This is a genomic window from Janibacter zhangyanbonis, from assembly GCF_050507325.1.
Taxonomy (GTDB): domain Bacteria; phylum Actinomycetota; class Actinomycetes; order Actinomycetales; family Dermatophilaceae; genus Janibacter.
On sequence record NZ_CP191482.1, the window covers coordinates 16,083 to 29,014 of the forward strand.

General features: G+C 70.9%; 10 protein-coding genes. 1 reads left to right on the forward strand and 9 read right to left on the reverse strand.

What is annotated here, in order from left to right; genetic code table 11:
• Positions 1 to 7: 7 nt before the first annotated feature.
• Positions 8 to 3,607 carry a toprim domain-containing protein gene (locus ACQBJO_RS17300; RefSeq protein WP_430407194.1) on the forward strand — a complete coding sequence of 1,200 codons (3,600 nt, stop codon included), beginning with the start codon at positions 8 to 10 and terminating at the stop codon, positions 3,605 to 3,607.
• Between the two features lie 215 nt (positions 3,608 to 3,822).
• Here the strand turns inward: ACQBJO_RS17300 and ACQBJO_RS17305 are convergent, their stop codons facing one another.
• The 9 genes from ACQBJO_RS17305 to ACQBJO_RS17345 all read right to left on the reverse strand — a co-directional run bounded on the left by ACQBJO_RS17305 (position 3,823) and on the right by ACQBJO_RS17345 (position 12,925).
• Entirely contained in the window at positions 3,823 to 4,158 is a 336-nt protein-coding gene (locus tag ACQBJO_RS17305) for a hypothetical protein (protein WP_430407195.1), read from the reverse strand.
• 279 nt (positions 4,159 to 4,437) lie between these two features.
• Positions 4,438 to 5,355 carry a type IV secretory system conjugative DNA transfer family protein gene (locus ACQBJO_RS17310; protein WP_430407196.1) on the reverse strand — a complete coding sequence of 306 codons (918 nt, stop codon included), beginning with the start codon at positions 5,353 to 5,355 and terminating at the stop codon, positions 4,438 to 4,440.
• Positions 5,274 to 6,071, reverse strand: a complete 798-nt coding sequence (locus ACQBJO_RS17315; RefSeq protein WP_430407197.1) for a type IV secretory system conjugative DNA transfer family protein — start codon at positions 6,069 to 6,071, stop codon at positions 5,274 to 5,276. Before ACQBJO_RS17315 ends, ACQBJO_RS17310 begins: the two co-directional genes overlap by 82 nt.
• A 415-nt stretch (positions 6,072 to 6,486) precedes the next feature.
• A complete protein-coding gene (locus tag ACQBJO_RS17320) occupies positions 6,487 to 6,876 on the reverse strand; it encodes a C40 family peptidase (RefSeq protein WP_430407198.1) in 390 nt (129 codons plus the stop codon).
• A 23-nt stretch (positions 6,877 to 6,899) separates the two neighbouring features.
• A complete protein-coding gene (locus ACQBJO_RS17325) occupies positions 6,900 to 8,060 on the reverse strand; it encodes a peptidoglycan DD-metalloendopeptidase family protein (protein ID WP_430407199.1) in 1,161 nt (386 codons plus the stop codon).
• Positions 8,060 to 8,365, reverse strand: coding sequence for a hypothetical protein (locus ACQBJO_RS17330; RefSeq protein WP_430407200.1), 306 nt, complete (start codon positions 8,363 to 8,365; stop codon positions 8,060 to 8,062). Before ACQBJO_RS17330 ends, ACQBJO_RS17325 begins: the two co-directional genes overlap by 1 nt.
• Before the next feature lie 133 nt (positions 8,366 to 8,498).
• Entirely contained in the window at positions 8,499 to 9,425 is a 927-nt protein-coding gene (locus ACQBJO_RS17335; RefSeq protein ID WP_430407201.1) for a hypothetical protein, read from the reverse strand.
• A 173-nt stretch (positions 9,426 to 9,598) separates the two neighbouring features.
• Entirely contained in the window at positions 9,599 to 11,101 is a 1,503-nt protein-coding gene (locus ACQBJO_RS17340) for an SCO6880 family protein (RefSeq protein WP_421009109.1), read from the reverse strand.
• A 6-nt stretch (positions 11,102 to 11,107) separates the two neighbouring features.
• Positions 11,108 to 12,925, reverse strand: coding sequence for a hypothetical protein (locus ACQBJO_RS17345; protein WP_430407202.1), 1,818 nt, complete (start codon positions 12,923 to 12,925; stop codon positions 11,108 to 11,110).
• Positions 12,926 to 12,932 lie beyond the last annotated feature (7 nt).

Genomic DNA, 12,932 nt, shown 5'->3' on the forward strand with positions numbered 1-12,932 from the left:
GTTGGCGATGCGCGACGGCCGCCCCGAAGCCGTGGGTTTCTACCTCGACCACCAGCGGGTGCACGTGGGCGACCTGAGCACCATGACCGACGAGGTCTTCGACTCCTGGCGGCACGATCGCGGCCAGGGCCGCGACTCGATCATGCTCGCACCCACCCGTGACCTGGTCGCCCAGCTGAACGATCGGGCCCGCGCCCACCGCCTCGACGGCGCCGAGGCTGGGTCCAGCGTGCGCCTGTCCGACGGCCTCGACGCCTCCATCGGCGACCTGGTCATCTCACGCACCAACGACCGCAGGCTGCGGGTGTCCGCCACCGACTGGGTCAAGAACGGCGACCGATGGCAGGTGGTCGACGTCCACGACTCCGGGTCGATCACCGTCCAGCACCTGCGCCACAACCGGCTGGTCACCCTTCCCCCCGAGTACGTCGCCCAGTCCACCGAGCTGGGGTATGCCTCCACCGTCCACGGCGCCCAGGGCGTCTCGGTCGACGCCAGCCACGCCTTGGTCACCGACCAGATCTCACGGCAGTCCCTCTACACGGCGATGACCCGTGGGGCTCACGAGAACCACCTGTACCTGCAGGTAGTCGGCGACGGCGACGAGCACAACATCATCCGCCCCGAGACCATCCGCCCCGAGACCGCGACCGACCTGCTCGAAGGGATCCTCGCCCGCGACGACTCCCCCGTCTCGGCATCATCCACACAGATGCGCGTGGACGCCGACCCGGCACGTCTGCTCGGTGAGGCGACCGCCCGGTACACCGATGCGCTGTACTTCGCGGCGGAGGACCTGGTGGGGCCAACTGCTGTCGCTGCCCTCGAGCAGGGTGCTGATGATGTGGTGCCGGGCGTCAGTGCTCAGCCCGCGTGGCCTGCGCTTCGCTCCCACCTGATCCTGCTGGCCGCGCAAGACGTCGACCCCATCGCCACCCTCCAGCACGCCGCGGCCTCACGTTCGCTGGATGAAGCAGTGGACACGGCCGCCGTCTTGGACTGGCGGTTGGACGACTCGGGTCACCGTGGCGCTGGCGTCGGCCCGCTCCCGTGGCTGCCGGCAGTCCCACGCGCGCTGCGCGAGCACACCACGTGGGGGGACTACCTCGAGGCGCGGGCAGACCTCGTGGCCGACACCGCCGCTACGGTGCGCGCCGACAGCGGCGCTCAGCCGGTGTGGGCCCACGAACTGGGCGCCCACCTTCCCGGGGACGTCATCGGTGACGTCACGGTCTGGCGCGCCGCGACCCGCGTCGACGAGGGCGACCTGCGCCCCACAGGCCCCAACAGCCTGCAGAAGGCAGCGTTCACCTGGCAGAAGAGCTTGGACCAGCGGATCGCCGGCACACACGAAGCCGCGCTCGAGCACTGGGGCCACCTGCTGGGTGGGTACGTCGGCAACGACCCGCGGTTCCTGCCGGTGCTCGCCGCGCGCCTGGCCGCGATCTCCCGCGCCGGAATCGACGCCCCCGCAGCCCTGCGCCGCGCCTTGGACGAAGGGGCGTTGCCCGACGACCACGCCGCTGCGGCGCTGTGGTGGCGCATCAACGCCCACCTCTCCCCCGCGGCGGCCGAAGCCTTGGCCAGCGACCACGCTCTGCGCTCCACGTGGCAGGACCGCCTGCCCGACCTCGTCGGCGCGCAGCCGGCCAGCGCGATCCAGTCCAGCCCGATGTGGCCCCACCTGGTCACCGCCGTCGACCGCGGACTGCAGATGGGGTGGACCCTCGAGACTCTGCTGGACACCAGCCACGTCGAGGTGCCCGACGCGGATCTGGCCCAAGCCCTGACGTGGCGGGTCGGGTCGCTCACCGACCCGGTGCCCGCCCTAGAGGACGCCACGCCACCCGACCCTCAGGACGAGCTGCCGCCGGCGGACCTGTGGCACGGCGACGTCGTCGACGCGCACCATGCCGACCTCGACGTGCCCGCCGACACTCACGACGTCGCGGACGCCGAGCCGGATGCCGCTGCGAGCGAGCACGACATCGAGACCGGGATCGCGCTGGCCGCGATGCGCCGGCCGCTGCTCGACTTCGAGCCGTCCTCCCGAGAGCTCGAGCAGCAGATCCAGTGGGCACACGAGGCGGACATCAGCGAGGTCTCGCCTGAGCGCCTGGCCGAGGTCAACGCGATGACGTGGCGCTTCTTCCAGTCCCAGGAGCCCGACAGCTGGGTCCCAGAGCACCTCCGCGACCGCTTCGGGCCGCTTGCCGCGACAGTGGACGCAGGCTACGCACCCAACACCTGGACTGCGCTGGTGGACCACCTGCGGGCGCGAGGTGTCAGCGATCAGGAGATGGAGATCTCCGGGGTGGCCACCCGTGCCCGTACGGGTTCGCTCATCGACCGGTTCCGCGATCGCGCGGTCTTCCCCATCGAGCACCGCGGTGACGTGCTGGGGTTCGTCGGGCGTCGCCACCCCGAGGCGGACGACGAAGACCGCAAGGGCCCCAAGTACCTGAATACGGGCGACACGCCCCTGTTCCACAAGGGAGCGCAGCTCTACGTCAGCGACCCGCAGCTGCTGCGCCAGGGCGCGACCCCGGTCCTTGTCGAGGGCCCCATGGACGCCATTGCGGTCACGCTCGCCGGCGACGGCAGGTACGTCGGAGTCGCTCCCTTGGGTACGGCCCTCACCCCCGAGCAGGCCACGCAGCTGGCCGGCACGGAGGTGACACCTGTGGTTGCGACCGACGCAGACCTGGCAGGGCGAGTCGCGGCAGAGCGCGCGTACTGGATGCTCGCTCAGCGCGGCATCGACCCGTGGACCGCCGACTTGCCAGACGGCAGCGACCCCGCCGACGTCCTGCGCGAAGGGGGCCCCGCCGCCTTGGCCGCCAGTCTCGACGACCGCCGCGCTCTCGGATCCCTCCTCGTCGAGGAGCGGTTGTCCAATCTCGAGCCGCCGGCGGCGCGCTCACGGCCGCCGCTCTCAGGTCCTCGCCGCGCGGGATCCCGCAGCCTGGCAGGACGGCCTGGCCCGGATCGGCACCCGTCTTCACCTGTCCGAGGTGGCTACCCGGCGCGCGCTCCACTCCCAGCTGACGCAGTGGGACACGAACCCGGCCGAGCAGGCACAGCACCGGCTCGACGAGGCGCAGCAGGTCAAGGACCGGCTCCAGCACGCCGCCGACGCGCCGCCGACCGAACGGTGGGCCCCACTGGCCCGCGCCATCGACCCTCGCCTGGTCGAGCAGTCCGACTGGCCCGCGCTGGCCAACATGCTCCAGCACGCCAGCGACCAAGGACACGACGTCGCCGCTGCCGCGCACGAGGTGGCGCCCGCGAACGACCCGCTGGGGATCCAGCCCGCGCAGGACCTGCGCTACCGCCTCGCCGCCCACCTGCCGGAGCGCCCGAGCGGCGCGCGACCCACGCCGCTGTCCCCGTCACGAGGTGCGCAGCTGGACCGCAAGGCGACATCCTCCACGCACCGCCGCGGTGTCGACCGCGGCCGGTGACGGCGGCTCGACCCGGTCCCCGGATGCAGAGATGTGCATACAAGGGCTGTTGTATGCACATCTCTGCATCCGTATATCCACGCTCGTCGCCACGAAGAGGGCCGCCCTCCCATGCCGCGCCTGATCCAGCAGCCGCCGGGTAAGGCGACGGCCTGGACGAGATGAGTTCAGACCGCCATCACCGAGTAGCGCGCACATCGGGGGACTTGCGCACCGAACGTCACCCTCTCACTGCACCCGGCCCGTCACACGCACAGAATCGAGCGACGACCCGAGCACATCGTGCCCAAGGCCGTCGCTCAGATCTTCGCCTACGCGGTCTCTCGCGCGATCTGGCTACCCAGCGATTCGCTCGCGGTCACGTGAGCAGCTCGCCGGTTCGGGTGTCGACGAGACCGCGCTCGTCGTCGACCAAGCGCAGTCCCACCTCGGTTTGCGGCTCGGGCGCCGGGCCTGCGCGGCTTCCTCTCTCTCGTTCCTGTCGCTGCTGCGCGTGGGCGTGGCGTTGAGTGATCTCCTCGACGTCGGCGGTGAAGTACCGGGCGCGTGCTTGGCGGGATCCGTCGCCGATGTGGCGCGTGTACGGTCCACGCGCGGGCCAGTCCTGGTGCTTCTCCCCGCAGTTGCTTGCGGCTGCGCGCCGACCCATCCGGTCCAGGAACGCCGGCAGGGCGTACCGGTGCCACTCCTCCATGCCGTCACTCGCGGCGGCGGCCGCGCGGCTCGGCGGCGCAGGTCGGCGAGCACCGCGATCTCGCGCACGAGGGCGGGGTGCTGGGGCCAGCACTCGGGGATGAGGTCCTCGGGGCGCCACCCGTACTCGTGGTTGATCCACACCACGACCCGGTCGAGCCACTCCCACAGCTGCTGACGCAGCCGTGGGTTGACCACGCTGCTGGGGTCCCACGGGCGGGCCAACGTCTGGGGGTCGCCCAGCGCCTTCTTCTCCGCATCGGTGCCGTAGGCGAGCGTGTCAAGCTCCTTGAAGGCCTGTCGAAGCATCCCGGTGGGCTTGGGGAAGGAGATCACGAGCATGGTCACACCTCATATGGGTCGAAGGAGTACGGGGGCTGTCGTCGGAGGTAGGCGGTGCTGCGGTCGCGTCCCGTCCCGTGAGCCCATCGCGGCGGGCAGCGGCGACGGCTGCCACGGCCCGGGCCCGTGGAGAGATGCCGTTGGCCCGCTCCGTGGCCAGCACCCCGCGCAGATCGTCCTGGTCGGCCAGCAGTCGGGCGCCGGACCTGCCGGCGATGCATGGGCGCACCTTGGCGATGATCGGCTTGGCGTTCTCCGCGAGGATGAGCACTGTCCCCTCGTCGAGCTCGCGGATCTCTGAGCCGGTCATGACGGCGATGTCGTCGCCTTGGGTGCTGCGCCCGGCCATGGTGCCGCTCTGCCAGGAGTGGCGTGCGACGCGCACGTCGCCCATCAGGTCGGACAGTTCTTGGTTGAACCGCACGTCTTTGGACCCGCCGAAGACGACGAGGTTGTTGGTCAGGCCGATCATGGATCGGGCCTCGTCCTCGCCGAACAGGCGCGTCAGCTGGGCACGGGTCTGCGCGGCCCACTGGATCGAGATCCCCAAGGCTCGCTCGTTGGCCATCCGCGTCTGCAGCGTCGGCAGCGGCGCCGTCGACGGCAGCTCGTCGAGGCTGGCCAGGATCGGGGGGCACAGCCGGCCCCATGGCGATTGGGCGGCTAGTTCCAAGGCGGTGTCCAGCACATACTCGGCGACGGCCGTCATTAGCGGCGACGCCGACGCGTAGGGGTCCTCGCGTCCCAGGAGGTACACCGTGCCCCCTTGCTGGATCAGCTGAGCGATGTCGGTGGCTGGCCGGCCGGGACCGGGCACGCACCGCCGGCGGATCTTCTCCTGGAAGAACAGGGACATTGCCTGGTGCACGGTGGCGGTCGTGTTGCCGGCGGCACGCGGGTCCCCGCGCAGCGCCCCCCGAGCAGCGGCCAGTGCGGGGCGGCGTACTCGTGGTTGCGCAGGATGTCCGTGGGGCGGCTCGTGCCCAATGGGTTGGCCACCCACTCCAGGACCTCGTCGAGGTCGGCGCCGGTCAGCGCGGCGGCGTGCAGGTAGCACTGCAGCACCTTCGCCGCCTCGTTGGCGTAGAAGCGGGCGGCGTCGTCGCTCTGCCCACTCTGGGATCCGCCCTTGATCGTCCCGGCCGTCCACGCCTTCGCGCGACGTTCGGCGACCTGCGGGTCGACACACCCGTCGATTGGGTCGAAGACCATCTCGGGCATCCCCTTGGTCAGCCCGAACGGGTCGAGGACGACGCACGGTCCGCGGCGTGAGCGTGCCGTCCAGCTGAGCAGCATGTCCTGTGGCTTCGTCAGCGTCACCAATGCTGCGCCGGGAGCCTGCAGCAGCGCCGGGATCAAGCACCCGAGGGTCTTGCCGGACCCCTGGGGCCCGATGACCCCCGTGGTCCGCTCCCACCGAACCCACCCCCCCCGCGCCTCGCGGCCACTTCGACGTCCCGATCTGCCAGCCCACCTCACAGGGCTCGATCCGCTGAAAAAACACTCATGCGCGCTGCGCTTCTTCTTCTTCCCGTACAGGTCGGGTCGGATTACCTTCGCGTCCTCGCGCAACCGTCGGACCCCCAGGACCTCCCGCGCTTGCGCGACGCTGGCCGTGCCCCCCCGCGATCGCGCCCGGCCCCCGCCGGGTCCACCACGTCACGGCCGCCCAGGTCGCGACCGTCACCCACACGAGCTGCCCGATGACAACGAACGTCAGCAGAAGCCCTTCCCCTGCGTGCCCGATCGGCGCCGCGGCGAGCCCCGCCGTGGCGTCGCCACGTAGGACCGCGAGGGTGCTGCCGAGCAGGTCTCGGGCGGGCGGCCACGTCCACCCCCCGCCCACGACCCAGTTCGCCGCTGCACGGCTGACGTGGATCATGAGCAGGACCGCCAGCAGGACGCCCATCAGGGCGAGCACGCCGGCTCCCACGTCCACGGGTACGGGGCGTGTCGTCGTTCACGCTGCATCGCGATGTCCCTTCCTTTACTTGGCCTTGACGTTGCCCACGCGCCAGATCTCGAAGATCGGCTTCGTGGAGGCGCCGGCGTAGGAGAACCGGCCAACTCCCTCAGCGCGGCTACGTGCGTCGATCGTCGACTTCTTCTTGGGGTCCAGGACCATCGCCACGTGCCCGATCCGCTCCGGCCCCAGGTAGCTGTTCCAGAACAGCAGGTCGCCGGGACGCTCGTCCCCGGGCTTGATCCGCTTGCCGTTGCCCTGCGCAAGCCAGTCCCGCTGCCCCTGCGCGGTGCGCGGCATGTCGATGCCGACCTCGCTGTACGCACGGGAGGTCAGTCCGGAGCAGTCCCACTGGTCGGGCCCGTTGCCGCCCATGACATACGTGTCCCCGTCCTGCTCCAGCGCGAAGGCCACGACCTTCCTCACTCGAGGGTTGGTCAGCGCACCTGGCGTGCGGGTTGCCGCCCCTCGCCGCCCGCGCCCGGGTCGCAGTCCGAGGGATCGCCCACGACGTTGCCGCCGCCGTAGGCGGCCGCGTAGAACAGGACGTCCTGACCGTATGGGCGGGAGCGGTTGTAGGCGAAGAGGGCGTCGACCACGCCGTCAGGACCGCGGGTGGCGCCCTCGTGGACGAGGTACTTCGCTGCGCTCATGATGCTGTCGGCCGGGTTGTTGATGTCCGCTCGGCCGTCACCGTCGCCGTCGGTTCCCATCCCGCCGGCCCAGGTGGCGGGCATGAACTGCATGTGGCCTTGAGCGCCGGCGCTGGAGACAGCGGTGTTGCGGCCGTGGTTGGTCTCGGCCATCCCGACACCGGCGAGCAGGGTCCACGGCAGCCCGTACTTCTTGGCTGCCTTCATGTACAGCGTCTTGATGTCGGCCGGGATCGGCTGGGGCGGGTTGTGCAGTGAGTCCTGCCGCTGCCCGGTGGGCTTGGGCAGGTCGAAGCCATGCCCCCTTTCCCCCTCCTGCGAGGTGGCGTCCTGACCCGACGGGACCTCGCCGTCCTCGGGACGGCGCAGGGTCTCCTTGCCGTTCAGGGGCGCGCCGTGCTCGGCCATCCACTTCTTGGGGTCGACGGCGGTGCCATCGACGTGGATCTCGAAGTGCAGGTGGACGCCCGTGGACTGACCCGTGGTCCCTTCGACCCCGATTTCGGTGCCGGCAGCGACCTTTTGGCCCTGCTTGACCTTGATGCTGGCCAGGTGGGCGTACCTGCTGGTCACGCCACCGGAGTGCTTGATGTCGACGACATTGCCGTAGCCACCCATCACCCCGGCGAAAGCGACCTCGCCGTCGCCCACGGCGACGATGGTCCCGGCGCCGCCGGCGCCGTTCATGTCCTGCCCGCTGTGGGTGCGCCATTCCTGGTGGATGGGGTGGAACTCGCGGCCGAACCCGCGATCGTTGACCACGTACGGCCCAGCGATCGGTGGCTGCCACGACCCCGTGGCGGCGGCCACCGCGCCGGTGCACTCGACCTCGTCGATGCTCTCCGCAGCTGGCGCCACGATCACCGCAGCCACGGCGGCGATCGAGCACAGGGCTGCCGTGATGGCCACGACCAGGGCGAACGCGCCCCACGCTATGGCCTTCATCAGCCGGCCTCCGCGACGGGCTGCGTCCAGGTCAGCTGCCGCTCGATGGGGTGCAAGAGCGTGGAGACCTGGTGGATCCGGTCACCGATCGACCACACGGCCCGCCCCTTGTCCTGCATGGCCCAGCCCGTGATCAGGTCCTTGGCCACCGGACCCAGGCCCAGCATCTCGTCGAGCTCGCCGGCCACAGACGGCTTCTGCCCGTGCAGGATCTTCACGTCCGCCAGCTCGAGGAGGTCTTTGGCGATCATCGCCGCCTGCGAGCCCTGGTCGCCGACGGAGAGCAGGTCGCTGGGCTTGTGCATGACGGCGAACTGGATGTCGCCGCCCTCATCACCCTTGCCGCGGGAGAACGAACCGCAGATCCGCGTCGAACGACTTGATGGCGTCGACCCCCGTCGACCCCCAGCCGGAACTGCCGCCAGGCCTCGTCCCGGATCACGATGCGCACGTCCTCGCGCGCGCCGCGAGCTCGCGCATCCCGCGACCCCACGAGTTGACGCAGGTCAGGGCGATGCCGACGGCCTCGTCGCCCAGCGCGTCCAGCCGCGACAGGCTCAAGGACTGGATCGGGGGGGCGTTCCAGTCGATCTCCACGGTGGTCTCGGTGTCGAACAGCCCGGACAGGCGGCCCTTGACCAGCTGCAGCAACGCATTGCGCAGCAGTCGCGTACCGTCCATGAATTCCTGCTGGGTGGCGTACCTGCAGGTGTTGACCAGAGCTGGGCTCGGCTCGTCGAGAGCGGCCCACAGGTGCGGGATCGTCGTCACGCGCAGCTGCGTGGCTCCCTCGCTCCATCCGGTGAGGTCCTCGAGCGCTGCCTGGCAGACGGCCTGCTCGTTGGGGCCGAAGGGGACTGGCGCGCCGCCGACGCGCTGGCTGCCAACGAGCCCGCCCAGCAGGGTCAGCCATCGCCCGAACACGACTTGGGCACGCTTGTGCGCCTCGGCCCGAGGCAGGTCTTCCCACCCGTTGATCAGGGGCCCGAAGTCGAGGGGGTTGATCCTCGCGGCCAGGCCGGGGCCGATCGCGATGGGTTCGACCCCCAGGAAGCGGCACAGTCGCTCGTACTCGTCCTTGGGGTCTCCGGGCACGAACGTCTTGTAGTGCCGGAAGCACAGCATCCGGAGCGCGAACGCTTTGGTGGTCCCGGACTTGCCGACGCCCGGCTTGCCCATGGAGAAGATGTTGTGGTTGGTCACCGGGATGTTGTCGTCGCGGACCCAGCCGACCGGGTCGGCGTAGAACTTGCCCCCGGACTGGGCGTCCATGCCCATCAGCGCTCCGGTCGGAGGAAGACCCGGCCCGGCCAGCCACGGCCACACGACGGCGGCCTGGTCGCTGGTCATGCGGTAGCTGGCCACCGGAGGCTTCATGCTCGCGGCCCACCCTGCGCCGCGCCGCGGGTTGCCCCGGCCCAGGGCGCTGCGGAAGAGGCGCGGTTCCTTCTCCTTCGTCGGCGGGCCCGGCTTCGTCGGCAGCTCGTGTCCGAAGTCCTGCAGCAGGCCGGTGACGTCACGGCCTGTCCCGCGCCTGATCACAGCGTGCCCTTCCGCGCGAGGTTCAGCCCCAGAGGGACCACTGAGGCGCAGAACGCGACGTCGTGCGAGACATCCAGTCGCAGCGGAGCGAAACCGGCACGCCGCACCGAGGTTTCCAACCGTCGACCCGCGTCGGCCGCCGACTTCGTCTTCGGGACTGTGATCGTCACGATCGCGTGGGGTGCGGTCAGGCTGTTGCCCTGGGCCTGCTTCACGTCGAGGTCGCGGGTGCGCTGAGCGGCCTGCCTGTCCTTGGCGCGCGAGGTGCGCTTGAGCTTCTCGTTCAAGGCGTCGCTGACGTCGGCCATGCTCTCCGACCGGCTGATCTCGCGGTCGGCCTGCTTCAGGGTCTTGATGGGCCAGACCACGGCCAGCGACCGCCGCTCCTCCGGTTCGCTCGGCGTGAGCACCGGAAGGAGCGCACCCATTGCCGCGCCACGGTCAGGAAGCTGGAGCGTCACGCTCACCGAGTGCCAGGCGTCGTGCGCGTAGTGCCGCACCGCCGTCTCAGCGGTCGAGGGGCCGGCGTGTGCCCACGGCACCTCCGCGTTCACCCGCGGATTGCGGGCACGCTCGGCTAGGGCGTCGATGATCCCCGCTCGATCGCCGGGGGCGAATCCGGTACGTGTGGCGGCCGCCAGTTCTGGGCTCGTCATCCACGTCACCTGCTCCATGCCCACGCCCCCCATCAAGGCGCCCGTCAGCTCTCCGGCCACGTCGCTGAGGACACGGCCGCGGCCTGGGAGGCCGCGACCGGCCTCTCGCGCGTGCCTGGCCAGCACCGACTCCTCGACGACCGCTGTCACGAAGGCCTCTTGGCGCACGGACACCCCCGTCAGTGCCTCTTCGAGGTCACCGACGATGCGGGCGGCGCCGGCTGGCGCGGAGGGAGACCCGTTCTCCCGCACCCACTGGGCTCGCTCCGCGCCGTCGTCCGGGATGGTGCGCACGATCGCGATGACCTCCGAGACCATCTCGCCCACCGCCATCTGGTCGATCAAGCTGGTCAGACCGCGGGCCTTGCCGAGGCGCTCGTCCCGGTCGCGCAGTTGAATTCCGGGATGGGACACGCTGGCCGAGATGGCCCAGGTCCGCGTGACGTGGTCCTGGATCAGGGCCATGCGGCGCATCTGCGCCCCCGTCGGTGCTCCCTCGTGGATCTCGATCGACGTCAACGCGCCCGGCAGGTCCGCGTCGGGCTGCCCCCCGCGGCCGGTGGCAGCGCGGGACCGCCACACCGACAGTCCCGTCACGGAGCACACCGCGTGACTGACCAAGGCACCCAGCCACCCGATCGCGGAGCGGCCGCGCACGGGCAGCAGCAGCAGGACGCCCACGATCACCCACGCCAGGATCAGCAGGGCGACCGCGGCCCATGCCTTGCGCGAGAAGGCGGTCGCGACCGCCAGCATGCACAGAAGCATCACCACCCACTGGGGGATCGTCATGCCCAGCATCCAGCCGCGCCGGGCCGGGACGTACTCGTTGTAGACGCTCATCTCTGCTCAGTTCCTCTCGTCGATTCCGCGATCACACGACCGGTGGCGGGGTGGCGCCGCCGGCCGCGCCACCCGCGCCCCCCGCGCCGGCACCGCCACCCGCTCCGGCACCGCTGGCACCTCCCGCCGGCGTCGGCGCCGGTGGCGTGGGGGTTCCCCCGCTCTGCCCGTCGCTCTGGCCGCCCGAGGGCGCACCCGGTGGCGTCGGCGCCGGTGGCGTGGGGGTTCCCCCGCTCTGCCCGTCGCTCTGGCCGCCCGAGGGCGCACCCGGTGGCGTCGGCGCCGGTGGCGTGGGGGTTCCCCCGCCCTGCCCGTCGCTCTGGCCGCCCGAGGGGCGCGCACCGGTGGCGGTGGCGTCGGCGCCGGTGGCGTGGGGGTTCCCCCGCCCTGCCCGTCGCTCTGGCCGCCCGAGGGCGCACCCGGTGGCGTCGGCGCCGGTGGCGTGGGAGCCCCCCCGCCCTGCCCGTCGCTCTGCGCCGAGGAGCCGGAGGGGTCCTCGGCTGGCCCGGTGGGCGTCGTGCCCTCGTCGTGCGAGTCGCCGTGCTTGCCGCCACTGGCGGCTTGCTTGTCGCCGCCGCGCCCGGCGCCGCGGCTTCCTCCGAAGTCGGGGACGTACTGGCCGTGGCCCACGCCCATCTGATTGGTCATGTCGGCCCCGAGTGATGCCGCCTTGGTTCCCATTCCTGCGGCGGCTCCGATGGCCTTGCCGACCGCAGAGCCCAGCGGACCGAGCTTGCCCATGGCCCCGGCCATCCTGCTCGCCGAGTCGCCCTCTCCGTTGGCCTCGGCCTGCGACCGACCTTGACCGTCGACGCTCGACGCTGCCCCACTGCCCTTGCTCGCGCCGCCACCTGCCCCCAGCAGCCCGCCGATTCCGCCCGCGGCGGCCAGGCCGGCACGCATCGACGCCCCGGAGTTGGTGTTGGGGTCGGTGAAGGCAAGAAGCTTGTACAGGGCCAGGGGCGCGAAGGCCGCGATCAGGACCAGCAGCACGCTGGGCACCGCGGTCCCGACGGCCCGCTGGATCCCGTCCTCCTGCCCGGTGGCCACTCCCGCGGTGAAGGAGACCCCTAGTCCGAGCAGAAGCGCCATGATCACCGGCGTGAACGCGGCCGCGTGGAACCACCTGAAGGTCTTCCAGAACCACGACTTGCCCAAGTCGCTGCCGAGACCGCCTGCGCTGATCGCGCTCGTGCTCACCAGCACCATGAGGGACCCGGATCGGGCGATCATGACCATGATGTGCCCGAATGCCGCGATGATCAGCACGATCCCCAGCACGCCCATGACGGTGGCCACCGACCCCTCGGTGACGTCCTGCGCGTCCAGCTTGGTGCCCAAGGGCTCGAACTCGGACCACGAGTCGACGTGGAGGAGCTGGCTGAGGATGGCTGCGGTGATCCCCTGCACGGCAGCGATGACGACCAGGGCGTAGGCGTTGAAGGCTGCCCACACACCGACGAACTGGGCGTATCCGATGGCGACCCGCGCCAGGCCTTGGCCGTTGCGCTGGAAGGCCGAGACGGCCAGCTGCACCGAGGACATCGCGACGAACAGGGTCATCCCGAGCCAGAGCGAGAGCTCGTAGACGGGACGACCGGGGCCGTCCTCGCGCAGGTCGGGGGTCATGAACTGGTCGATGATGTGGAGAGCCAGCCGCAGCAGCCAGCTGCCGCAGTTCCAGATCGCGAGCATGATGGCCGTCCACCCGTCGGCCACGACCTTCCCTGCGGCCGACCCCAACGGCGTGAACGGGTTCCACGAGGGGAACGGCACGGGCAGCACGGTAGGTGCCTGCTCGACGAGGTTGAGGGTCAGCATCATGGCCCGC

Excerpts from the sequence above, each read along its gene's own strand:
- ACQBJO_RS17325 (WP_430407199.1), bottom strand. The coding sequence starts at position 8,060 with ATGAAGGCCATAGCGTGGGGCGCGTTCGCCCTGGTCGTGGCCATCACG.
- ACQBJO_RS17300 (WP_430407194.1), top strand. The coding sequence starts at position 8 with ATGCGCGACGGCCGCCCCGAAGCCGTGGGTTTCTACCTCGACCACCAG.
- ACQBJO_RS17310 (WP_430407196.1), bottom strand. The coding sequence starts at position 5,355 with ATGTCCCTGTTCTTCCAGGAGAAGATCCGCCGGCGGTGCGTGCCCGGT.
- ACQBJO_RS17305 (WP_430407195.1), bottom strand. The coding sequence starts at position 4,158 with ATGGAGGAGTGGCACCGGTACGCCCTGCCGGCGTTCCTGGACCGGATG.
- ACQBJO_RS17340 (WP_421009109.1), bottom strand. The coding sequence starts at position 11,101 with ATGAGCGTCTACAACGAGTACGTCCCGGCCCGGCGCGGCTGGATGCTG.
- ACQBJO_RS17345 (WP_430407202.1), bottom strand. The coding sequence starts at position 12,925 with ATGATGCTGACCCTCAACCTCGTCGAGCAGGCACCTACCGTGCTGCCC.
- ACQBJO_RS17330 (WP_430407200.1), bottom strand. The coding sequence starts at position 8,365 with ATGCACAAGCCCAGCGACCTGCTCTCCGTCGGCGACCAGGGCTCGCAG.